26 protein-coding genes and 1 tRNA gene are annotated in these 21,402 nt (G+C 64.3%); 15 read left to right on the top strand and 12 right to left on the bottom strand.

What is annotated here, in order from left to right:
• Window positions 1–7: 7 nt before the first annotated feature.
• A complete protein-coding gene (locus EU803_RS07215; RefSeq protein WP_129681223.1) occupies window positions 8–736 on the top strand; it encodes an RlmE family RNA methyltransferase in 729 nt (242 codons plus the stop codon).
• Window positions 737–1,159: 423 nt separating this feature from the next.
• On the opposite strand, the gene EU803_RS07210 is transcribed toward EU803_RS07215, so the two are convergent.
• Window positions 1,160–1,249, bottom strand: a tRNA-Ser gene (locus EU803_RS07210).
• 182 nt (window positions 1,250–1,431) lie between these two features.
• On the opposite strand from EU803_RS07210, the gene EU803_RS07205 reads away from it, so the two are divergent.
• Complete coding sequence (locus tag EU803_RS07205; protein WP_129681221.1) at window positions 1,432–2,265, top strand: DUF2059 domain-containing protein; 834 nt, start codon at window positions 1,432–1,434, stop codon at window positions 2,263–2,265.
• Here EU803_RS07205 and EU803_RS07200 read toward each other — a convergent pair.
• Window positions 2,262–2,591 (bottom strand): hypothetical protein, encoded by a 330-nt coding sequence (locus tag EU803_RS07200; RefSeq protein WP_242494303.1) that lies wholly within the window; start codon window positions 2,589–2,591, stop codon window positions 2,262–2,264. The two genes, EU803_RS07205 and EU803_RS07200, sit on opposite strands and share 4 nt — an antisense overlap.
• A gap of 184 nt (window positions 2,592–2,775) precedes the next feature.
• Between EU803_RS07200 and EU803_RS07195 the strand changes: the two genes are divergently transcribed.
• From EU803_RS07195 to EU803_RS07160, 8 genes are all read left to right on the top strand, one after another.
• Entirely contained in the window at window positions 2,776–3,399 is a 624-nt protein-coding gene (locus tag EU803_RS07195) for a 50S ribosomal protein L21 (RefSeq protein WP_129681219.1), read from the top strand.
• Between the two features lie 24 nt (window positions 3,400–3,423).
• Complete coding sequence (gene rpmA / locus EU803_RS07190) at window positions 3,424–3,693, top strand: 50S ribosomal protein L27 (RefSeq protein ID WP_129681217.1); 270 nt, start codon at window positions 3,424–3,426, stop codon at window positions 3,691–3,693.
• A gap of 144 nt (window positions 3,694–3,837) precedes the next feature.
• Window positions 3,838–4,374 (top strand): GNAT family N-acetyltransferase, encoded by a 537-nt coding sequence (locus tag EU803_RS07185; protein ID WP_129681215.1) that lies wholly within the window; start codon window positions 3,838–3,840, stop codon window positions 4,372–4,374.
• A gap of 3 nt (window positions 4,375–4,377) precedes the next feature.
• Window positions 4,378–4,890 (top strand): GNAT family N-acetyltransferase, encoded by a 513-nt coding sequence (locus tag EU803_RS07180; RefSeq protein WP_129681213.1) that lies wholly within the window; start codon window positions 4,378–4,380, stop codon window positions 4,888–4,890.
• Window positions 4,883–5,401 carry a GNAT family N-acetyltransferase gene (locus EU803_RS07175; RefSeq protein ID WP_129681211.1) on the top strand — a complete coding sequence of 173 codons (519 nt, stop codon included), beginning with the start codon at window positions 4,883–4,885 and terminating at the stop codon, window positions 5,399–5,401. Before EU803_RS07180 ends, EU803_RS07175 begins: the two co-directional genes overlap by 8 nt.
• Before the next feature lie 36 nt (window positions 5,402–5,437).
• Window positions 5,438–6,475, top strand: a complete 1,038-nt coding sequence (obgE, locus tag EU803_RS07170) for a GTPase ObgE (RefSeq protein WP_129681209.1) — start codon at window positions 5,438–5,440, stop codon at window positions 6,473–6,475.
• Entirely contained in the window at window positions 6,463–7,569 is a 1,107-nt protein-coding gene (gene proB / locus EU803_RS07165; protein WP_129681208.1) for a glutamate 5-kinase, read from the top strand. Before obgE ends, proB begins: the two co-directional genes overlap by 13 nt.
• 10 nt (window positions 7,570–7,579) lie before the next feature.
• Window positions 7,580–8,833, top strand: a complete 1,254-nt coding sequence (locus tag EU803_RS07160; protein ID WP_129681206.1) for a glutamate-5-semialdehyde dehydrogenase — start codon at window positions 7,580–7,582, stop codon at window positions 8,831–8,833.
• A gap of 53 nt (window positions 8,834–8,886) precedes the next feature.
• On the opposite strand, the gene EU803_RS07155 is transcribed toward EU803_RS07160, so the two are convergent.
• On the bottom strand, window positions 8,887–9,474 hold the full coding sequence (locus EU803_RS07155; protein WP_129681204.1) for a histidine phosphotransferase family protein: 588 nt from the start codon (window positions 9,472–9,474) through the stop codon (window positions 8,887–8,889).
• Between the two features lie 30 nt (window positions 9,475–9,504).
• Here EU803_RS07155 and EU803_RS07150 point away from each other — a divergent pair, with 30 nt between their 5' ends.
• The 3 genes from EU803_RS07150 (at window position 9,505) to EU803_RS07140 (ending at window position 11,431) form a co-directional block, all read left to right on the top strand.
• Window positions 9,505–9,693 (top strand): DUF3553 domain-containing protein, encoded by a 189-nt coding sequence (locus EU803_RS07150; protein ID WP_129681202.1) that lies wholly within the window; start codon window positions 9,505–9,507, stop codon window positions 9,691–9,693.
• A 128-nt stretch (window positions 9,694–9,821) separates the two neighbouring features.
• Window positions 9,822–10,595, top strand: coding sequence for a GNAT family N-acyltransferase (locus EU803_RS07145; protein WP_129681200.1), 774 nt, complete (start codon window positions 9,822–9,824; stop codon window positions 10,593–10,595).
• Window positions 10,592–11,431: a lysophospholipid acyltransferase family protein gene (locus tag EU803_RS07140; protein ID WP_129681198.1), complete on the top strand. Its 840-nt coding sequence runs from the start codon at window positions 10,592–10,594 to the stop codon at window positions 11,429–11,431. The genes EU803_RS07145 and EU803_RS07140 overlap by 4 nt, the downstream gene beginning before the upstream one ends.
• A gap of 5 nt (window positions 11,432–11,436) precedes the next feature.
• Here the strand turns inward: EU803_RS07140 and EU803_RS07135 are convergent, their stop codons facing one another.
• Together EU803_RS07135 and EU803_RS07130 are read right to left on the bottom strand one after the other, a co-directional pair.
• The gene (locus EU803_RS07135; RefSeq protein WP_242494302.1) at window positions 11,437–11,709 is read right to left on the bottom strand and encodes a succinate dehydrogenase assembly factor 2; all 273 of its coding nucleotides are present in this window, start codon (window positions 11,707–11,709) and stop codon (window positions 11,437–11,439) included.
• Window positions 11,706–12,110, bottom strand: coding sequence for a helix-turn-helix domain-containing protein (locus tag EU803_RS07130; RefSeq protein ID WP_129681195.1), 405 nt, complete (start codon window positions 12,108–12,110; stop codon window positions 11,706–11,708). Before EU803_RS07130 ends, EU803_RS07135 begins: the two co-directional genes overlap by 4 nt.
• A gap of 81 nt (window positions 12,111–12,191) precedes the next feature.
• Between EU803_RS07130 and EU803_RS07125 the strand changes: the two genes are divergently transcribed.
• The gene (locus EU803_RS07125; RefSeq protein WP_129681193.1) at window positions 12,192–13,400 is read left to right on the top strand and encodes a pyridoxal phosphate-dependent aminotransferase; all 1,209 of its coding nucleotides are present in this window, start codon (window positions 12,192–12,194) and stop codon (window positions 13,398–13,400) included.
• Window positions 13,401–13,469: 69 nt separating this feature from the next.
• Complete coding sequence (locus EU803_RS07120; protein WP_129681191.1) at window positions 13,470–13,886, top strand: hypothetical protein; 417 nt, start codon at window positions 13,470–13,472, stop codon at window positions 13,884–13,886.
• A gap of 75 nt (window positions 13,887–13,961) precedes the next feature.
• On the opposite strand, the gene lexA is transcribed toward EU803_RS07120, so the two are convergent.
• The 7 genes from lexA to EU803_RS07085 all read right to left on the bottom strand — a co-directional run bounded on the left by lexA (window position 13,962) and on the right by EU803_RS07085 (window position 21,386).
• On the bottom strand, window positions 13,962–14,666 hold the full coding sequence (gene lexA, locus EU803_RS07115; protein WP_129681190.1) for a transcriptional repressor LexA: 705 nt from the start codon (window positions 14,664–14,666) through the stop codon (window positions 13,962–13,964).
• Window positions 14,667–14,786: 120 nt separating this feature from the next.
• Window positions 14,787–15,971, bottom strand: a complete 1,185-nt coding sequence (glp, locus tag EU803_RS07110; protein WP_129681188.1) for a gephyrin-like molybdotransferase Glp — start codon at window positions 15,969–15,971, stop codon at window positions 14,787–14,789.
• Window positions 15,968–16,450: a cyclic pyranopterin monophosphate synthase MoaC gene (gene moaC, locus EU803_RS07105; protein ID WP_129681187.1), complete on the bottom strand. Its 483-nt coding sequence runs from the start codon at window positions 16,448–16,450 to the stop codon at window positions 15,968–15,970. The genes glp and moaC overlap by 4 nt, the downstream gene beginning before the upstream one ends.
• Window positions 16,450–17,256 carry an indole-3-glycerol phosphate synthase TrpC gene (trpC, locus tag EU803_RS07100; RefSeq protein ID WP_129681186.1) on the bottom strand — a complete coding sequence of 269 codons (807 nt, stop codon included), beginning with the start codon at window positions 17,254–17,256 and terminating at the stop codon, window positions 16,450–16,452. Before trpC ends, moaC begins: the two co-directional genes overlap by 1 nt.
• Before the next feature lie 276 nt (window positions 17,257–17,532).
• Window positions 17,533–18,834, bottom strand: a complete 1,302-nt coding sequence (locus EU803_RS07095) for an HlyC/CorC family transporter (RefSeq protein ID WP_129681185.1) — start codon at window positions 18,832–18,834, stop codon at window positions 17,533–17,535.
• A 54-nt stretch (window positions 18,835–18,888) separates the two neighbouring features.
• A complete protein-coding gene (locus EU803_RS07090; protein ID WP_129681184.1) occupies window positions 18,889–19,839 on the bottom strand; it encodes a site-specific tyrosine recombinase XerD in 951 nt (316 codons plus the stop codon).
• Window positions 19,836–21,386 carry a hypothetical protein gene (locus EU803_RS07085; RefSeq protein ID WP_129681183.1) on the bottom strand — a complete coding sequence of 517 codons (1,551 nt, stop codon included), beginning with the start codon at window positions 21,384–21,386 and terminating at the stop codon, window positions 19,836–19,838. The genes EU803_RS07090 and EU803_RS07085 overlap by 4 nt, the downstream gene beginning before the upstream one ends.
• Between the last annotated feature and the right edge of the window lie 16 nt (window positions 21,387–21,402).

The raw sequence follows: 21,402 nt of genomic DNA, 5'->3' as shown, positions 1-21,402 counted from the left end.
CGGACGCATGGCAAAGAAACCGGGAACAAAGGGCACCAGCGGGCGCGGGCAACGCGACCTGCATGTGAAGGTCAAGACCGCGCGCGGCCGGTCCAACAGCTCGACCCGCTGGCTTCAGCGGCAGTTGAACGACCCCTATGTGAAGCGGGCCAAGGCAGACGGCTATCGCGGGCGGGCCGCCTATAAGATTCTGGAACTGGACGACAAGTTCCGGTTCCTTGTGCCCGGTGCCCGGGTCGTGGACCTTGGCTGTGCGCCGGGCGGCTGGCTTCAGGTGGCGGTGCCCCGGATCAACGCGCTTGGCGAAAAGTCGGGCAAGGCCGTGGGCCGGATTATCGGCATCGACCTGCAAGAGGTGGAACCACTGCCGGGCGCAGAGGTTCACCAGCTGGATTTCCTCGACGACGGGGCGGACGAACAGATCAAGGACTGGCTGGGCGGCGAGGCAGATGTGGTCATGTCCGACATGGCGGCGTCGTCTTCCGGGCACAAGCAAACGGACCACCTGCGGATCATCGCCCTGTGCGAGGCCGCGGCCTATCTGGCCTTTGACGTGCTGGCCCCCGGCGGCACCTTCGTAGCCAAGGTTCTGGCGGGCGGGGCCGAAGGGGAATTGCAGAAGCTCCTAAAGCAGCGGTTCGAGAAGGTCGCCAACGTCAAACCCCCGGCAAGCCGGTCCGACAGTTCCGAAAAATTCGTGGTCGCAACAGGGTTCCGGGGCCGCGAGGAATCCTGATTTTTGGTTGGGATGGCGAGGTGACGACGCTCAGGGTCGCGTTGCTTCTGCCACTGGTTCGAAGACCGCCAATGCAAAACAGGAAACGGGGCAGCGGTCCGCTGCCCCGTCGCTGTTTTCTAAAGCGCGGCAACCATGGCTGCCGGGACGGCCAGCATGCCGCCGATAATCAGAAACAGGGAAAGCCCCAGTCCTTTGAACATGTGATGTCTCCGTTCGCGATGTCGACGGGACAAAACGTAGTCCGCAGCCCAGTCTTTGGATGCGACAGGCGGTCGCAGGGCAGACAGGGAAAGGGGGGCGGCATAGGAAGGGGCTAACGCCGGCCGTGAGCAATAACCGACTGATGACGCGCATCGAATGCGACGCGGCGGCGCCAGGGCCTGAGCGCCAGCGCAAATCACATCATCAATTTGGGGTATATGGCGGAGAGACAGGGATTCGAACCCTGGGTGGGCTTGCACCCACAACGGTTTTCGAGACCGCCCCGTTCGACCACTCCGGCACCTCTCCGCGAAGGGTCTTGGTGGGGGGCGTTTAGCCAAGGCCGCGACCTTCTGCAACCCCCAATTCCGGCTCGATCCTGCCATGGCTGAATTTCCTGTCCTGACAATCACGTCAGCACCCTTGGAAACAAGGGGGGCAACCACTAGACCTATTGGGAACGCAAAGTTTCCCCGGTCAGGAGCCATCACATGTCCCTTCGTTTTTCCCTTGTCGGTGCGGTTTTTTCGACGGCAATGGGTCTGCCCGCCTTTGCCCAGTCCGAAACCGGGGACATCGACCGGCTGTTTGACGCGACCGGCCTGCCCGAACTGATTGGAATCATGCGCGAAGAGGGGCTGTCGCACGCGGATCAGCTTGCCTCTGATCTGTTTCAGGGCGGCGGCGGGCCGCGTTGGGACAGCATGATCGACCGCGTCTATGACGTGGAGCGGATGGAGGCGCGGGTCCGGATGGATTTCGCCGCGTCGCTTGAGGGCGAAGATATCGGCCCACTACTCGATTTCTTCGGATCTGACCTCGGGATGGAAATCGTGTCGCTTGAAATCAGCGCCCGCCGCGCCTTCCTCGACCCAGAGGTGGAGGCCGCCGCGATCGAGGCCGCGGCGATTGCCGCGATGGATGAAACCGACCGTCATCAGCTGCTGACCCGGTTCATCGAGGTAAACGACCTCATCGAATCGAACGTCGTCGGGGGGCTGAATTCCAACTATGCCTTCTACATCGGCATGGCCGACGCGGGGGCCTTTGGCGGCGAATTGACCGAAAGCGATATCCTCACCGATGTCTGGAGCCAGGAACCCGAGGTACGGGCCTCGACCACGGAATGGGTCTATTCCTTCCTTGGGCTTGCCTATCAGCCGCTGTCCGACAGCGATGTCGAGGCCTATATCGCCCTGTCGGAGACGGATATCGGGCAGGCGATGAACCGGGCCTTGTTCAACGGCTTTGACGGGATGTTCAATGACCTGTCCCGCGGGTTGGGTCTTGCCGCCGGTGAAATGATGACCGGCGCCGACCTCTAGCCACCGTAAAGTAGCAGGGCGGTTGTCAGCGCCTCCAGATTGGCGCGGTAGACCGGCAGATCGCCCTGAAGCTGAAGGATTCGGGCGGAACGGTCCGACAGCGGCACCCCGGCGGCATCCATGGCGCGGGTCAGAACCGGGCCGCCCCCCGCCGCGATCTCGGCCAGCAGGGTCGGGTGGTTGGTTTTCACGATCACCTCGACCGCGCCGCGCCGTTCGGTGTTGACCGCGTTTGCGGTCTGGTCGAAAACCCGCCCCACGGGGCCATCACCCAGACTGGTGCAGCCGGCAAGAAGACAGGTCGTGGCAATCAGGAATAGTCGCATCTGCAGGCCCCTTTGGGTGTTGACTTTTGCCCCATTGGCGCAGATAAGCCGCCATCCCGGCAAGAGCCTTGTCGGGTAAGTTGCGAAATAACGCCGATACCGGCGCGCAGTCCACGGGCGGGAACGATCCCACAACACGGCCAAGGCCGAGGCCCTAGAGACGCGGAAAATGAAGGAAGATCATATGTTTGCGGTTCTGAAAACCGGCGGCAAGCAATACAAGGTCGCCTCGGGCGACGTTCTGCGGGTCGAAAAGCTGGCGGCTGACGCTGGCGAGAAGGTCCAGTTCAACGAGATTCTCATGGTCGGCGCGACCGTTGGTGCCCCCCTTGTGGAAGGTGCCGCCGTTCAGGCTGAGGTCATCGACCAGATCAAGGGCGAGAAGACGATCCACTTTGTGAAGCGTCGTCGCAAGCACTCGTCCAAGCGCACCAAGGGTCACCGTCAGCAGCTGACGCTGGTCCGGATCACCGACATCCTTGAAAAGGGTGCCGACAAGTCCGGCGTGAAGGCCGCCGTGGGTGCTGGTTCGGTTGCTGGTGTGGCTGTCGCCGCCGCCGCCCCGAAGAAAGCCGCCCCCGCCAAGAAGGCCGACGCTGCCGCTGCTGCGGGCGCTGACGACCTGAAACAACTGTCGGGCGTCGGCCCGGCACTGGAAAAGAAGCTGCACGCCGCTGGCGTCACCTCCTTTGCCCAGATCGCTGCCTGGACTGAAGCCGATATTGCCGAGTTCGACGAGAAGCTGTCGTTCAAGGGCCGTATCGAGCGTGAAGGCTGGGTTGACCAGGCCAAAGAACTGGCCAAGTAAGATACAAGACGTAGGAGAGAGACTATGGCACACAAAAAAGCAGGCGGTTCCTCCCGTAACGGCCGCGACTCCGCCGGTCGCCGTCTTGGCGTGAAGAAATTCGGTGGCGAAGCCGTCATCCCGGGCAACATCATCGTGCGTCAGCGCGGCACCAAGATGTGGCCGGGCGAGGGCGTTGGCATGGGCAAGGATCACACCATCTTTGCAACCGCCGAAGGCCAGGTGAAATTCCACAAGGGCCTGAAAAAGCGCACCTTTATTTCGGTTCTCCCGGTGGCGGAGGCCGCTGAGTAAGCCGAAACCTTCACAAGGCATCACATTGGGGGGATCGGCGTAGGCCGGTCCCCTTTCTCGTCTTACGTGATGTCATGAAATTTTAGCGGATCTGGCATAGGAGGATTGCCGGGGCACCCGCGTTGGTTTTCGAGGAGGAAGACCATGTTGCAAGAATTGGTCGTCAATCAGCCCGTGATCGAGGCGGAGCGGTTCATCCTGCGCCCGCTGCGCAAGTCCGACGCCGGGCTGATCGGAATGTATTCCGCCGACGAACGCGTGGCCCGCATGACGCGTGACATCCCGCACCCGATGCCGCCCGGCGCGGTCGAGGCGCTGATCACCCATGCCTCGGACCCGAAACGCACCGAGGATATCTGGGCCATCGACGGATCGGCCAATGGCCATGCCGAGGTGATTGGCCTTGTCGGGTTGGAACGGATGGACCGCAACCAGTCCGAGATCGGCTATTGGGTGGCTCCGGCCTTCTGGAACGGCGGCATCGCGACCGAGGCGGTTCAGGCCATGCTGGACGCGAATCCGCATCAGTCCGACCGGATTTTTGCCAGCGTGTTTCAGGACAATCCCGGCTCTGCCCGGGTGCTGACCAATTCCGGTTTCGATTATCTGGGCGACGCCGAAGCGTTTTGCGTTGCCCGCAATGCCACTGTCCCAACCTGGACCTATACCAAGAAGATGTAAGTGATGATCCCCGTTTTGACCACCGGGCGCCTCACCCTCCGGCCCCCGGTGGTCGGGGATGCAGAGGCGCTGACCCTTGCCATCAACGACTGGGAGGTCGTTCAGTGGTTGTCGGTTGTGCCCTATCCTTACAGCCGCGCCGATGCCGAATGGTTCCTGACCGAATGCGAAGCGGGCAGAGAGGCATCCTGGGCGATCTGTGACGCTGACGGGCTTTGCGGCATGATCGGCACCACAGACACGGGGCTTGGCTATTGGCTGGCGCGCCGGGTCTGGGGGCAGGGCTATGCGACCGAAGCCGGATGCGCCGTTCTGCGCCATTATTTTGCCAATCCGCTGAACTACAAGATCCGGTCGGGTCATTTCGATGACAACGCAGGGTCTGCGAAGGTGTTGCGCAAGTTGGGGTTCATGGATGTCGGCGCCAAGATGCTGCCCTGCGTGGCGCGGGGGCAGGATGTGCCATCGCGCGACATGCTGTTGACCCGCGACACTTGGGAGGCGCGTCATGGATGACCTGCGCACTGACCGGCTGACCTTGCGGCCCGTGTCGCCGGCCGACCATGAACCACTTCTCGCGCTCATGTCCTGGCCCGAGGTCGCGCGGATGACCGGCAGCTGGCCGATCCCGGCAGATCGGGACTTTGCCCTTGAACGCTGCCAGCGGATCGACCCGGCGCGCGGCTTTGTCTTCGGCCTCTGGCGCGGATCAGAGATGGTCGGCCAGATGGGCATTCTGGAGGGCGAGATCGGCTATGCCGTCGCACCGCCGCATTGGGGGCAGGGCTATGCGACCGAGGCGGCGCAGGTTCTGCTCGACCGGGCCTTTGCGACCTACGGTTGGGGCGAGGTCGTGGGCGGCGTCTGGCTGGACAACCCCGCCTCGATGCGGGTGCTGCAAAAGCTGGGGTTTGAAAACCGGCCCGATACCGTCGGGTTCTGCAAGGCGCGGGGCGAAACGCTTCTGTCGCGGCGCTTTGCCCTGACCCGCGCCCGTTACGACAGCTTGAGGATTGGCGCGGCTTAGAGTATCGCCTGCCTGACGCAACAGAAAGCCTGACTGATGAAATTCCTCGACCTCGCCAAAGTTTACATCCGCTCCGGTGCGGGCGGGAATGGCTGTGTGTCGTTCCGGCGCGAGAAGTTCATCGAATTCGGTGGCCCTGATGGCGGCGACGGCGGGCGCGGCGGCGATGTGATCGCCGAGGCGGTGGACGGGCTGAACACCCTGATCGACTTTCGCTACCAGCAGCATTTCTTTGCCAAGAACGGCCGCCCCGGCATGGGCAGCAACCGCACCGGCCCGGATGGGGATGACATTATCCTGCGCGTGCCCGTCGGGACCGAGATCATCGACGAGGACGAGGAAACCGTCATCGCCGACCTGACCGAGGTCGGGCAGCGCGTTGTGTTGGCCAAGGGCGGCAATGGCGGCTGGGGCAACTTGCATTTCAAATCCGCAACCAATCAGGCCCCGCGCCGCGCCAACCCGGGGCAAGAGGCGATTGAGCGCACAATCTGGTTGCGGCTGAAACTGATCGCCGATGTCGGCCTTCTGGGTCTGCCCAACGCGGGCAAATCCACCTTTCTTGCTGCCACATCGAACGCGCGGCCCAAGATCGCCGATTATCCCTTCACCACGCTGGTGCCAAACCTTGGGGTCGTGGGCGTGGACGGGGCCGAATTCGTGGTGGCCGATATTCCGGGCCTGATTGAAGGGGCCAGCGAGGGCCGGGGGCTGGGCGATATGTTCCTGGGCCACGTGGAACGCTGTTCGGTGCTTCTGCACCTGCTTGACGGCACATCCGGCGATCCGGTGGGCGATTACGAGACGATCATCGGCGAGCTGGAGGCCTATGGCTCGGGTCTGGCCGACAAGACCCGGATCACCGTTCTGAACAAGATCGACACGCTGGATGCGGAAGAACGGCAATTCATCAAGGGCGAGATCGAAGCCGCAATTGATGCGCCGGTCCTCCTGATGTCCGGGGCCACGGGCGAAGGCGTGCAGGACGTGCTGCGCGCCCTCCGCGCCGTGATCGACGGACGCCGGGCGGCCGAAAAGGCAGCGGAGGCGGAGGACGACCCTTGGCAACCCTGACCGCGTCCAAACGCCTTGTGGTCAAGATCGGTTCGGCCTTGCTGGTCGACCGGGAAACTGGAACTTTGCGCCGTAACTGGCTGAAATCCCTTGCGGAAGATGTCTCCCGGATCAAGGCGCGCGGCACGGATGTGGTGCTTGTTTCCTCCGGGTCCATCGCGCTGGGGCGCGGGGTTCTGGGCCTGCCGCGCGGTGAACTGGCGCTGGAACAGTCGCAGGCCGCCGCCTCGGTCGGGCAGATCCGGCTGGCGCAGGCCTATGAAGAGGTGCTGGCCCCGCATGGGATCACCACGGGACAGGTGCTTGTAACGCTGGAAGACAGCGCCAACCGCCGCCGTTACCTCAATTCCCGCGCCACGCTGGAAACCCTGCTGGGGCTGGGTGTGGTGCCCATCGTCAATGAAAACGACACCATCGCCACCGACGAGATCCGCTATGGCGACAATGACCGGCTTGCCGCGCAGGTGTCCGTCACGGTCGGGGCGGATACCCTCGTTCTTCTGTCCGATGTGGACGGGTTCTATTCCGGCAATCCGAACATTGATAGCACCGCGCAACGGTTTGACGTGATTGAAAAAATTACGCCAGAGATTGAGGCAATGGCAGGCGATGGCGTCTCTGGCCTGTCGAAGGGCGGGATGATTACCAAGCTGATGGCGGCCAAGGTCGCGACCGAGGCGGGCTGCGCCATGGCGATTACCTTAGGATCGCCGCTTAACCCATTGGATCAGCTTGATAATGGCGCAAATGCGACCTGGTTTACAGCCCAGACCGATCCGAAGGCCGCCCGCAAACACTGGATCGCCGCGATGAAGCCCAAGGGCGAGGTCGTCGTGGACGCGGGCGCCGAAGGTGCGCTGGCCCAGGGCAAGAGCCTTTTGCCCGCCGGGGTGACGAAGGTCAGCGGCAGTTTCGGGCGTGGCGACCCGGTTGCGATCCGCGCCTCCAACGGGGCGCAGCTGGGCATCGGGCTGTCCCGCTACACCGCGACAGAGGCCCGCCAGATCATGGGCCGCCGCAGCGCCGACATCGAGGCGCTGTTGGGCTACAAGGGGCGGGCCGCATTGGTCCACCGTGACGATATGGTACTTTGAGGGGGCGAAGATGGACGCGACCGAGATTCACAGCCAGATGATCGAAATCGGCGAAAAGGCCCGGGCTGCCGCCGCCGAACTGGCCTATGCCAAGGCCGACCGCAAGCACGCCGCCCTGATTGGGGCCGCAGATGCCGTCTGGAAGAACCGCGCCAAGATCATCGAGGCCAACGCGCGCGATATGGACTATGGCCGTGAGAAGGGCCTGAGCCCGGCGATGATGGACCGGCTGATGCTGGACGAAGACCGCATTCGCGGCATCGTCGACGGGCTGCGTACCGTGGCCGAACAGCGCGATCCGGTGGGCGATGTCATCGCCGAATGGGACATGCCGTCGGGCCTGCACATTCGGCGGGTGCGCACCCCGCTTGGCGTTGTCGGCGTGATTTATGAAAGCCGTCCCAACGTGACCGCGGACGCGGGCGCGCTGTGCCTGATGTCGGGCAACGCGGTGATCCTGCGCGGCGGATCGGAAGGGTTCAACTCTTCCCAGGCGATTCACGCCTGTCTTGTCGAAGGGCTGAAAGGCGCGAACCTGCCCGAAGCGGCGATCCAATTGGTCCCGACCCGCGACCGCGCGGCCGTCAGCGAGATGCTGACCATGACCGACCATATCGACGTGATCGTTCCCCGTGGCGGCAAGGGCCTTGTCGGGCTGGTGCAGCGCGAGGCACGGGTGCCGGTCTTTGCCCACCTGGAAGGAATCGTGCACATCTACGTCGACAAATCCGCCGACCCGAAAAAGGCGCTCGACATCGTGCTGAATGCCAAGACGCGGCGGACCGGGATTTGCGGCGCCGCCGAGTGCCTGCTGGTTCACCGCGACATTGCAGAGGGTCTTGGCGCCGATCTGGTCGCCGCGCTCAAGGCGGCGGGCGTCCGTGTACATGGGGCAGAGGGGATCGACGGCACCGTTGCCGCGACCGAGGACGATTGGGGGCGCGAATACCTCGATATGGATATCGCGGCGAAACTGGTCGACGGGGTGGACGAGGCGATTGCCCACATCCGCAGCTACGGGTCCAACCACACCGATTGCATCATCGCCGAAGACGCAGCCCCCGTGGCCCGGTTCTTTGAACGGCTGGACAGCGCAATCCTGATGCACAACGCATCGACCCAGTTCGCCGACGGGGGCGAGTTCGGGATGGGGGCCGAGATCGGCATCGCCACCGGCAAGATGCACGCACGCGGCCCCGTCGGAGCAGAGCAGCTGACCAGCTTCAAATACCTTGTGGAAGGCAACGGCGCGACGCGCCCGTGACACAACACCACAAGTGGAAAAGCCGAAAGACCGGGCAGGGGTGGAATTGGAGGCTAAAAGACCACTGATAGTTGGCTTGCAGATTGGGTCATTCTGACCTGGCGCCTTTCGCTCCCGATGATCTGTGCCAGAAGCAGGAAATGAACCTGGGCGGCGGCAAGGTCCGGCGCGGGCTGCCCCTCTAGTATCCGCCACAGGGCAGGATCGACCTGCATCCGCTCCGCATCCGCCGTCAACCGCCAGCCGGTGCCATCTGCCATGACGTGGATTTCGCCGCCGTAGGGCAGGGCGGTTTCGAGGCACATCACCAGAAGGAAGGCCAGCCGCACATCGGCCCGCGCCTGCGCCTCTGTGACATCCCAGTGATAGCTGCACCGGCTGGCCCGGCCCAGTGTTTCAAGGATGTTCGCGGCCTCTGCGTTGGACACGGTTTGCTCCTCGCCCGCGGCGCCAAAGGCGATCCGGAACATGCGGATACGGGCATTGGCGTTTTCAACGCTGTCGCGGATCAGCGCCAGTTCCGGGGTGGTTTCCATCCCGGTCATGGACAAAAGCTCGATCCCGTTGCTGATCGCGCCGATCGGGCTGATCAGGTCGTGACAGATGCGGGACCCGACAAGGGTGGACAGGACGGCAGTCATAGGGCACCTCGGGCCGGGAAGGAGCAGGCAATGGATGATTTGAACAGCTTTCTTGAACCGGGCATCATGGTCCGCCACCCCGATTGCCCCGACTGGGGCGTCGGGCAGGTGCAGTCGAATATCGGGGGCCGGGTCACGGTGAACTTTCCGGACGAGGGCAAGGTTGTCATAGATAGCCGCCGCGTGATGTTGATCATGGTGTCGCCTGACAGGTTCTGATTGCAACCGAGGGTAGCAACCCGGCCAGCCCTGTCAATTCCCGACAGAATAGCGGGGTGACAGCCTGTCTTGCCATGGGGTCGCTGGGGGCCTAGAACCCCCCGGACCTTGATCAACCGCGGGCCCGCATGTCCCAGACCTCCCCGGATTTCCAGCTGTGCCTTGCCCGGACAGAGGCGGACCTGCGCGCGGCCCAACGCCTGCGCTATGCCGTCTTTGTCGAAGAACTGGGCGGCACCGGCGAGATGGTGGACCACGACGCCCGGCTGGAGCAGGATGCCTTTGACCCCTTCTTTGATCACCTGATCCTGTTCGACCGCGCCCGGGCTGACGGAGATCAGGCCGTTGGTGTCTATCGGCTGTTGCGCGGGGATCAGGCCGCGAAGATCGGGCGCTTCTATTCCGAGACTGAATATGATCTTGGCCCGTTGCGCCGGTCTGGCCGCAAGCTTCTGGAACTCGGCCGCTCCTGCCTGTTGCCTGACTATCGCGGCGGGGCGGCGATGTATCACCTGTGGAACGGGCTGTCCGGCTATGTGGCAAACCACGGGATCGAAGTTCTGTTCGGCGTTGCGTCCTTTCATGGCACCGATCCACAGGCCTTGGCGGCGCCCCTGTCCCTGCTGCATCATCGGCACCTCGCCCCCGAAGATCTGCGCGTTGCGGCACTGCCGCCCCATGCGGCCAGCATGAACCTCATGCCCGAGGATCAGATCGACAGGCGCAGGGCCATGCTGGACACCCCCGCGCTGATCAAGGCCTACCTGCGGTTGGGGGGCGTCGTGGGCGAGGGGGCCTGGATCGACCATGCGTTCAATACGACCGATGTCTGCCTGATCCTTGATACCGCGCGGATGAATGCTACCCAGCGGGCGATCTATGAAAAGGCGGGCCGGGCATGAGTGACGCAGGCTGGCACCCCGAGATCGAACCACCCCATGCGCCGCTGGGCGTGGTTGGTTGGGGGCTGGCGTTCCTGCGCGGGGTGATCCTTGGCACCCTGACATTTGGGTGCCTCGCGCTTTTGCTGCTGCTGCGGTTGGTTGAACGGCCGCTCTTCGGTCAGGGCCGTCCGCTGACGCCCTTCATCACCCAATTCGTCTGTCGGTCGGCCTTTTTCATTCTCGGCATCCGCTATCGAACCGAAGGCCACATGATGAAAGGCCCCGGCGCGGTTGTCGCCAATCATTCAAGCTGGCTGGACATCTTCGCGCTGAATGCCCGCAAGCGGATCTACTTCGTGTCAAAGGCCGAGGTGGCAAGCTGGCCGGGGATCGGCTGGCTGGCGCGGGCGACGGGGACCGTGTTCATCCGGCGCAACCCGCGCGAGGCGCGGGAACATGTCGATCTGTTCATCGAACGGCTGTCGCATGGGCACAAGCTGTTGTTCTTTCCCGAAGGCACATCGACCGACGGGCGGCGTGTGCTGCCCTTCAAACCAACACTCTTTGCTGCCTTCATGGCAGATGGGCTGCGCGAAACCCTGTCGATACAGCCCGTAACGGTGGTTTATCGGGCCGCGCCCGGCGCGGACCCCCGCCAATATGGTTGGTGGGGCGAGATGGAGTTTGGGCCGCATCTTCTGTCCACGCTGGGGGCGCGGCGTCAGGGGTCGGTGACGCTGGTCTATCATCCGCCCGTGCGGGTGGCCGAGGTGGCCGACCGCAAGGCGCTTGCCCGGTTGCTGGAAGAACGGGTGCGCGACGGGCTGGACCGGGCTGGCGTGCCGGACAGCTGACCCCCTCAGGCCGGGCGGGTCAACCCGCGGGCCTGTTCGGTGATCCGGGCAATCAGCGGGCCATAGGGGGCAGGGGTGTCCACCTGACCCGACACCCATTGATAGAGATCGTGGTCATTCTCGGCCAAGAGCGCCTCGTAAAGGTCGAGGTCCGCCTCGGACAGATCGGCCAGATGGGCGCGCGCGAAACTGTCAAGGATCAGGTCCATTTCCTTGATGCCGCGGCGCATCGACCGCATCGCCAGCCGTTTTTCCCGGATATCGCGCGGCTCGGTCACAGGGCGCTGTCCTGCAAGGCGCTGCGCAGGCGTTTTTCGATCTGGGCCAGCTTTTCGCTGCTCTGCCGGATCTGTCCCTGCAGGGCGCGGATATCGGACAGAAGCTCGGAAATATCGGCCGGGACATAGCTCTCGTCCTCCGGCAGGCTGGGCGCGTCGCCTTCGCCGGTCAGAAGCCACGTCAGGCTGACACCCAACAGGCCGGACATCATTTGCAGACGGTTTGCGCGGGGTTCCTTGAGGTCCTGTTCCCAGGCCTTGATGACAGAGGTCTTCACCCCCAGCCGCGACGCGACGTCCTTCTGGCTCAGCCCTGCGCCTTCGCGCGCGGCGGCGAGCCGGTCACCAAAGGTTGCGCGGTCGTCGCTGTACCAGTTTTCTTCGGCGGGCGTCGAAGACATGTCGAATTCCTTCCCTGCTTGATCCGGTTTCGGGCCAGACGTATGACACGTCTGAACCAGATTGGCCACCGGGAGCCCGCCATGACCTTCCTTTCCGCGACACTTGCACGCGTCAAACCGTCGCCGACCATCGCCGTGACCACCAAAGCGGCCGAAATGAAGGCTGCGGGCAAGGATGTGATAGGCCTTGGTGCCGGCGAACCCGATTTCGACACGCCCGAGAACATCCGCGCCGCCGGCATCCGCGCGATTGAAGAGGGCAAGACCCGCTATACCGCCGTAGACGGGGTGCCGGAACTGAAGCAGGCGATCTGCCAGAAATTCGCACGCGAAAACGGCCTGACCTACGATCCGTCGCAAGTCACGGTCGGAACGGGCGGGAAGCAGGTCCTCTACAATGCCTTCATGGCGACCCTGAACCCCGGCGACGAGGTGATCATCCCCGCACCCTATTGGGTCAGCTATCCGGACATGGTGCTGCTGGCAGGGGGGACGCCCGTTGTGGTCCCGGCCCCGCTTGAGACCGGGTTCAAGATGACGGCAGACCAGCTTGAGGCGGCGATCACCCCAAAGACCAAATGGTTCCTGTTCAACTCGCCGTCCAACCCCACGGGCGCAGGCTATAGCTGGGATGAATTGAAGGCGCTGACCGATGTCCTGATGCGCCATCCGCAGGTCTGGGTCATGACCGATGACATGTATGAACACCTCGTCTTTGACGGGTTCGAATTCTGCACGCCCGCGCAGGTGGAACCGGGGCTCTATGACCGGACCCTGACGGTGAACGGCGTGTCCAAGGCCTATGCGATGACGGGCTGGCGGATCGGTTATGCGGCCGGCCCGAAAGAGCTGATCGGGGCGATGCGCAAGGTGCAGTCGCAATCCACCTCGAACCCGTGTTCGATCAGCCAATATGCCGCGGTCGAGGCGCTGACCGGGCCGCAGGACTATCTTGAAGGCAACAAGGCCCTGTTCCAGCGCCGCCGCGATCTGGTGGTGTCGATGCTGAACGCCGCCAAGGGCGTGACCTGCCCGGTGCCGGAAGGGGCGTTCTACGTCTATCCCGATATCTCGGCCTGCATCGGAAAGACCTCTGCCGGGGGCACCCTGATTGTGGATGACGAGGCCTTTGCCACTGCGCTTCTGGAGGAAACCGGGGTCGCGGTTGTCTTTGGCGCGGCATTTGGCCTGTCGCCGAATTTCCGGGTGTCCTACGCCACATCCGACGCGGCCCTGGAAGAGGCCTGCCGCCGGATTCAGACCTTCTGCGACGGTCTTACAGAAAGCTAGCCTGCCCAGTCGCGGGCTGCTAGGATCACGCCCAAAGGACATCAGGGCCTGCGCAGGGGCGAGCAGTATATGAGTGCAGAACTACCAGAGTTCTATTTCCGCGTCCGTGAAAACGGGGCGGCCGTGTTTCGTGTGGATACCGAGAACCGCCAGCGCCGGATCGAGATGGATCAGATCGCCGTCGTCAACGTCAACAACGGCCAGATCAAGGCGCAGGGCGATCATCAGCTGACCCCGGCAGAGATTGCCGCGATCGAGGACTGGAAAGACGCCCGGACCGAAATGCTGGCCCGGCGCACGGTGGATGATATTCACCGTGCCGTCGATCACCTGAACCTGACCACGCAATGGGTTCAATCCAAGGCAACCGACGACCAGCTTGACGAAATCACCGATACGCTTTTGCTGGCGATGCACGACCTTCGGTCGGTGCTTGTGCGCAAGAAGGCCGATAGGGTCATGCGGGCGCGGGGCGAAAAGGAATAGGCTACGAACCTGTCCCGCAGGCATGAAAAAGGGGGCTCTGCGCCCCCTTATCTTTTGCTGCGATGGGTTTCCGCGTCAGTAGGTGCGGATCAGCCCGACCAATCGGCCCTGCACCTTCACCTGATCGTCACGGAAAATCCGGGTCTCATAGGCCGGGTTTGCCGCCTCAAGCGCGATCATCCCGTTCTGCCGCCGCAGGGTCTTCAGCGTCGCTTCCTGCCCTTCGACAAGGGCCACGACGATATCGCCGTTGTCCGCAACCGAAGTTTCGCGGATCACCACCACATCGCCGTCATTGATGCCCGCGTTGATCATCGAATCCCCGCGCACTTCCAGCGCGTAATGTTCACCCTTGCCCAGCATGGACCCCGGGACCGAGATATTGTGGGACACTTCCGAAATCGCCTCGATCGGGACACCGGCGGCGATCCGGCCCATGACCGGCAATTCGACCGCACCGGCGGTTTCGATGGTCCGCGCGGCGGGCGGGGTGTGGTCGGGGCGGTCCCCATCGATCACCCGAGGCGAGAATCCGGCGCGCTTGCCACCCAGTTTCGCCTCAAGCGCCTCGGGCAGTTTGACGATTTCCAGCGCCCGCGCCCGATGCGCCAGCCGCTGGATGAACCCGCGTTCTTCCAGCGCCGTGATCAGCCGGTGAATGCCGGACTTGGACCGCAGGTCCAGCGCGTCCTTCATTTCCTCGAACGAGGGGGGCACGCCATCGCGCTGCACCCGGACGTGGATGAATTCCAACAGGTCGAGTTGTTTCTTGGTCAGCATCGGGTTTCCCCTTCATCTGGGCCCGTGCAGGTGCCGGGCGAACATGGTGCGGACGGGCGGTCCGTTTTGACTATGTTCTACCGATGTTCCCGTTTTGTGTCAACGGTTTCGGTAATGTTCCTAGATGCGGATGATCTCGACCGGGTCGCCGACGGCGCGGGCCGGGTCATTCGGGGGTCGCACGATCATGCAATTGGACTGCGATAACACGGTCAAAAGGGCGCTGTCCTGCCGGTCGAAGGCGCGCACGCTGTCCGGCCCGGCATGGGCCCGCATGTAATGTTCGCGCGGTCCGTTGGCGGCAAGGTCGCTGTCCAGCCGCACGGTTTCACGCGGGGCGGGCTGCGCCCCAAGGCCAAGCATCTTGTTGATCACCGGGACCACGAAAATCTCGGTGCAGACCATGGCCGACACGGGGTTGCCGGGCAGGCCGATCATCATCGCCTCGCCGTGGTCCGCGCCCATCCGCCCCGCCATGAGCGGTTTGCCGGGGCGCATCGCCACCTTGTAGAACGACTGTTCCATGCCGAGATCACGCGCCACATCGCCCACGAGGTCATAATCCCCGACCGAGGCCCCGCCGATGGTGATGACAAGATCGGCCCCGCGGGCAAGCTCGAAGGTGAACCGCAGACTTTCAACCGTATCGCGGGCAATCGGCAATAACCGGGGAATGGCTCCGGCCGCGGCAAGCCGCGCGGCGATCCCGTAGCTGTTGGAGGCGATGATCTGGTCCGGGCCGGGGGTTTCCCCGGGCTGCACCAATTCGTCCCCGGTGGCGATGATCGCAACCTCGGGGCGGCGGGTGACGGGCAGGCGGGGGATATTCATCGCCGCCAGAAGCGCGATACCCGAAGGGGTCAGGCGGCGCGGCGCGGACAATTCCTGCCCAAACGCGAAATCCTGCCCGGCGGGGCGGATATGCGGGCCGGTGTCGACCCGATCGCCGATGGTCACGGTGTCACCCTCGCGGGTCACGTCCTCTTGCAAGACAATCCGGGTGGCCCCCTTGGGCACGGGCGACCCGGTGAAGATGCGGACCGCCTCACCCGGCCCAACCTCTCCGGCAAAGGCAGTTCCGGCCTGTGCCGTGCCAATGACTTGGAAGGTGGCGCCGGGGCGAACCTCGGCCGCGATCACGGCATAGCCATCCATGGCGGAGGCGTCGAAGGGCGGCTGGGTCAGACGGGCGGCGACAGGGGCCGCCAACACACGGCCAGATCCTTCGACCAGCGGAACCTCTTCTGCGGGCAGCGGCGCGGCCAGCGCAAAGAGTTTCGACAGGGCGTCCGCGACGGAAATCATTCGGCCCGGTAGCTCCCCGATTTGCCGCCATCCTTGGCCAAGAGCCGGATGCCGCCGATCTCCATATCCTTTTGCACCGCCTTGACCATGTCATAGACCGTGAGCAGCGCAGTCGAGACCGCGGTCAGCGCCTCCATCTCGACCCCGGTCTGGCCAGAGGTCTTGACGGTCGCGGTGGCCCGAACGCCGGGAAGGGCGGGATCGACTACCAGATCCAGCGTGACCTTGGTCACCGGCAGCGGGTGGCACAGCGGGATCAACTCGGATGTCTTCTTGGCCCCCATGATCCCGGCGAGACGGGCCACCCCCAGAACATCGCCCTTGTCGGCGCGGCCCTCTGCCACGCGCGACAGGGTGTCCGGGGTCATGGTGATATGGCCCTCTGCCACGGCCTGCCGGGCGGTCACGGGCTTGTCCGAAACATCGACCATATGCGCCTTGCCGGAGGCGTCGAAATGGGTCAGCCCCGTGTCGGCCATCACATGCCCCCCGCCTGCAAGGGATTGGCCAGCAGGGCGCGGGTGGCGGCCGCCACGTCGTCCTGCCGCATCAGGCTTTCGCCGATCAGGAAGGTGCGCGCACCATAGCGGGCCATATCGGCCAGATCGTCCGGGGTGAACAGCCCACTTTCGCAGACGATCAGCCGGTCCTCGGGCACGCGCCGGGCCAGATCGCGGGTGGTGTCGAGCGTCGTCTCGAATGTCTTGAGGTTGCGGTTGTTGATCCCCATGAGCGGGGATTTCAGGTGGCAGGCGCGCTCCAGCTCTTCGGCGTCATGCACCTCGAGCAGGACATCCATGCCCCAGTCAAAGGCGCAGGCCTCCAGTTCCGCCGCCTGCGCGTCAGAGACCGAGGCCAGGATGATCAGGATGCAATCGGCGCCCAATGCGCGGGCCTCGGCCACCTGATAGGGGTCATACATGAAATCCTTGCGCAGGGCGGGCAGGTCCACCGCCTCGCGCGCGGCGACAAGATAGTCATCCGCCCCCTGAAAGGACGGCCCATCGGTCAGGACCGACAGGCAGGTCGCCCCTCCGGCCTTGTAGGCGCGGGCGAGATCCGGTGGGTTGAAATCGGCGCGGATCAACCCCTTGGACGGGCTGGCCTTCTTGATCTCGGCAATCAGGCCGTAACCTTCGCGGCTGGCGGAAATCAGGGCGTCGGCAAAGCCACGGGTTGGGGATGCGGCGCGCGCGGCCTCCTCGACCTCGGCAATGGGGCGGGCGGCCTTGCAGGCGGCGATATGGTCAAGCTTGTAGGCTTTGATCTTGTCGAGAATATGCATGAGGGCCTTCTAGGGGATCATCCGCGCGGCGAAAAGCCGGTTTGGGCGACCTTCGCCCCGGACCGGGGAAGGGTCAAGGGGGTGGTGGGTTGAAACCCACCTTACGTTAGGGGCTCTGCCCCTCTGGCCCGTTCCGGGCCATTCACCCCGGGATATTTTTGACCCAAAGAAGGGGGGCTGGACTCAAGCTTAGTCCTTCTTTGGGTTCTAAATATCCTCTGGGGGTCCGGGGGGCGAAGCGCCCCCGAGGTAAGGTGAGTCTTGAGCCACCACCCCCTACAGGGGTCTGATCTTCAGCCGCGACAACCGGTTTTCGTCCTTTTCCAGAACTTCGAACCGGAATCCGTGGAAGGAAAACACCTGCCCCACGGTGGGAATCATCTGGGCCTCGTGGATCACCAGACCGGCAATGGTGTTCGCCTCGTCATCGGGCAGGGTCCAGTCGTGGGCGCGGTTCAGGTCGCGGATGGTCATCGCGCCGTCAACGATGAACGACCCGTCCGGCGCGGTGGCGACGGGGGCCTCTTCCACCAGATCGAATTCATCCGCAATTTCGCCGACGATTTCCTCAAGGATATCTTCCAGCGTGATCAGCCCCTGAAGCCCGCCGTATTCATCCACCACCAGCGCGAAATGCGACTTGCGCTTGAGAAAGGCGCGCATCTGGTCGTCCAGCGTCGTGGTTTCCGGCACGAAATAGGGTTTCATCGCCACGTCCAGCACGTTGAATTCGGCCAGCCCGCGCGGGTCGATCCGTCCGTTTTTCAACAGCTTGTGCATGGCCCGCAAGAGATCCTTGGCATGGATCACGCCGACGATGTTTTCCTGGTCTTCGCGGTAGAGCGGCAGGCGGGTGTGCGGGCTTTCCAGACAGCGCGCCATGATCTCCTCGGCGGGCAGGTCGGCGTCGATCATCTCGATCCCGGAGCGATGCAACATCACCTCTTCCACGGTCCGGTCGCCAAGGTCGAGCGCGCCAAGAATGCGGTCCCGGTCTTCCTTTTCCACCACCCCTTCGGAATGGCCCAGTTGCAGGGCACCGGCGATTTCTTCGCGCACGGCAAGGATATGGCTGTCCGGGTCGGCCCGCACCCCGAAAAGGCGCAGCACCAGCCGGACAAAGACCCGCACGGCGCTGACCACCGGGGCGAAGATCAGGATCACCCACTGGATCGGCCGGGCCACGCGGGCGGCCACAGTTTCGGCGTTGGTGATGGCGTAGGTCTTCGGCAACACCTCTGCAAAGATCAGGACCAGAAGGGTCATCCCAAGCGTCGCCAGCGCAACCCCGTTCTGCCCGAAAATCCGGGTCAGCACGGCGGTGGCCAGCGCGGTGGCAAGGATATTGACCACGTTGTTCCCCAGAAGGATGGAGCCGATCAGCCGCTCGCTGTCCTCGGTCACCTTCAGGGCCCGGCTTGCGCCCTCGTCCCCCCTGTCAGAGGCCGACCGCAATTTGCCGCGCGACGCGGCGGTCAGCGCAGTTTCAGAGCCGGAAAAGAAGGCCGACAGGATCAGAAGCACGAGCACCGCGGCGCAGGTGATCCAGAAGGCCGCGTCGAGAAGGGAAAGGTCCATGGGTCCGGAGAAAATTGTTGGGTTCCCTGTTTATGGGGGCAGGGCGGGTCCGCTTCAAGCCTTTGGCGCAGCTTTCCCCAGCGGGTGATGTTCCAGCACCAGATCGCGAAGCCGGTCCTCAAGGACGTGGGTATAGATTTCGGTGGTGGCCACATCCGCATGGCCCAGCATCGTCTGGATCGACCGCAGGTCGGCGCCGCCCGCCAGAAGATGGGTGGCAAAGGCGTGCCGGATCGTATGCGGTGTCACCTTGGCAGGGCTGACCCCCGCGGCGACCGCGATATCCTTGATCAGGCGGTAGAACCCCTGCCGCGTCAGATGGCCGGCCTTGCCCGCCGCCGGAAACAGGTGGCGCGAGGCTGTCGTGCCTTCGGCGCGGGCGGCCTCCTCTGCCCGGTCTCGCTCTGCCAGCCAGTCGGCCAGCGCGGCGCGGGCATCGCCGGACAGGGGCACCATGCGTTCCTTGCCGCCCTTGCCCCGGACCAGCAGCATCCGGGGATCACCCCGCGCAGCACTGACCGGCAGTTCCACAAGCTCGCTGACCCGCATCCCGGTGGCATACAGCACCTCCATCAGGCAGTGGTTGCGGGTCGGCTGTCGCCCATGATCGCGGGCCGCCGCCAGAAGCCTGTCGACCTCCTCGACGCTTAGCGTTTTGGGTAGGGATTTGGACCGGCCCGGCCCCTTGATCCGGATCGCCGGACTTTCGGTGCGCCAGCCTTCTTCGAAGGCGAAGCGATACAATTGCTTGATCGCGGACAGGCGGCGGGCGCGGGTGGCGCGGGACAGCCCCTCGGCCTCGCAGTCGATCAGGTAGGATTCGACGTGATCCTGCGTTGCCGTGGCAAAGTGCAGGCCGCGCCGGTCCAGCCAGTCGGCGAATTGCAGCAGATCGCGTCCATAGGCCAGTTGCGTGTTCGTGGCCGCATCAAGTTCTGCCGCCTGCGCCTCAAGAAAGGCTTGCACCCAATGGGCCTGGCTGCGGTCTGTTGCCGCCTGTGTCACGGCGCCCGGTCCAGGATCAGGTATTGCAGGGCAGTGCGCCGGGCCAGATCCTCCATCCCCACGGAGCGGAAGAACGACAGCCCGTCCCGGACCGCCACTGGATCGCCGGATGTGCCCTCGGAAATCAGGGCAATCGCCCGCAAGATCGCCTCTCCCAGCCGACCGTTGCGGGCCAGGGTGGCAAGGGCATCGGGGGCAGGGTGGCCGGAAAACGCCTCGGCCACGGCCCGCCCGGCGGGGGTATCGGGGGCATCCGACAGGTCCACCGTGCCCCGCGCCACCCCGGCCAGAAACCGGTCTTCCGGGGTCTGGGGCCGATAGGACAGGGCCGCCGATTCATAGGCTGACGACAAGAGCCGAACCCGGAAGGCAAGCGCCGCCGCCTCGTCCGTCAGGTCAACCGTGGCCAGCTGCGCGCTATATAGCTGGGCGAAAGGTATCTCGATCCGGGCGGTTTCCATGGCGTCAAAGGCCACTGGCAATGTCTGGGCGACAGCATCGGCGTTCCCCGCCGCGACGGCAGTATCAAACCGCTGAAACGCCGCCGCCCGGTCCCAGACCCCGCCTGATGCCGCCGGGGTCCGTTCCGTATAAAGCGCCTGAAGCCGGTTCGGGTCGACAGCCCCCACACGGGCCAGCCGTTCGGCCGCTTCCATCTGGTTGCGCCAGCCCGCTGTGTCCCGCAAATCCGCATGGGCAAAGGCGCGGGGCAGGGTTCCCGTGGACAGGCGTTCCCCGATCGCTTCCCGCATCGCGAAGACAAGCGGCGAGGGGCGGGACGGCGGCGGCAGGGGGCCTTCACCCTCGAACAGGTCCGGGTCAAGGAAGCGGGCCAGAAGCGCGTCTTCCTCGGGTGAAATATCTCCCAGCGCCTCGCCGGTATTCAGAACAAGGACCGCCGCGTCGAACTGGCCGTTGCGGGCAAGGCAAAAGATGCGGGCCTGATAGGTCGGGGCGAACTCTGGCTTGCTGCGCAGAAGGGTGCAGGCCTCTTGCTCGGTCCCGGTCAGCAGCGACACGTCGAACCAGCGCCGGAACAGGGTCGGGCTGTCGGGGCCTGCCTCGTCCAGCAAGGCAAGGGCCTGATCCAATGCGCCAAGGTCCAGAAGCTTGTCGATGCGGGCAAGGAACATGCGCCCGTCCGGCGTTGCCCCCATCGGCGGGTCCGCTTCGACCAGCATCAGCGTGATGATAAGTTCTTGCAGGGCAGGCAGGGTTTCGACCCGTTCCGCATGGATCAGGTCGGTCAACAGATCGACCGACGACCCCGACCATAACGACCGGGGCAGACCCGTCACCTCGGGCGGCAACAACCCCACGGAATCGGGCGACGCAGCGTCGAGCGGTGCCACCGACACATCGGGCGAGGTGGCATTTTCGGACACCGGGGGTTCGCCGGGGACCGGGGGGCGCAGGCCGGGACGCGGGCCCGCCGCCGCAACCGCAGGTGTTTCGACCGACCGGGACAGCCAGTCGATGGCCGACATCGGCGCGCCGCCCTCCTGCGCCTGTGCCAGACCCGCAACCGTCGCCAAAAGCACGGCCATCAGCCTGCGGCATCTG

Origin of the sequence: Loktanella sp. IMCC34160, from assembly GCF_004145845.1 — a bacterium.
Taxonomy (GTDB): Bacteria; Pseudomonadota; Alphaproteobacteria; order Rhodobacterales; family Rhodobacteraceae; genus SELP01.
This window is presented reverse-complemented; position numbering and strand designations above follow the sequence as displayed.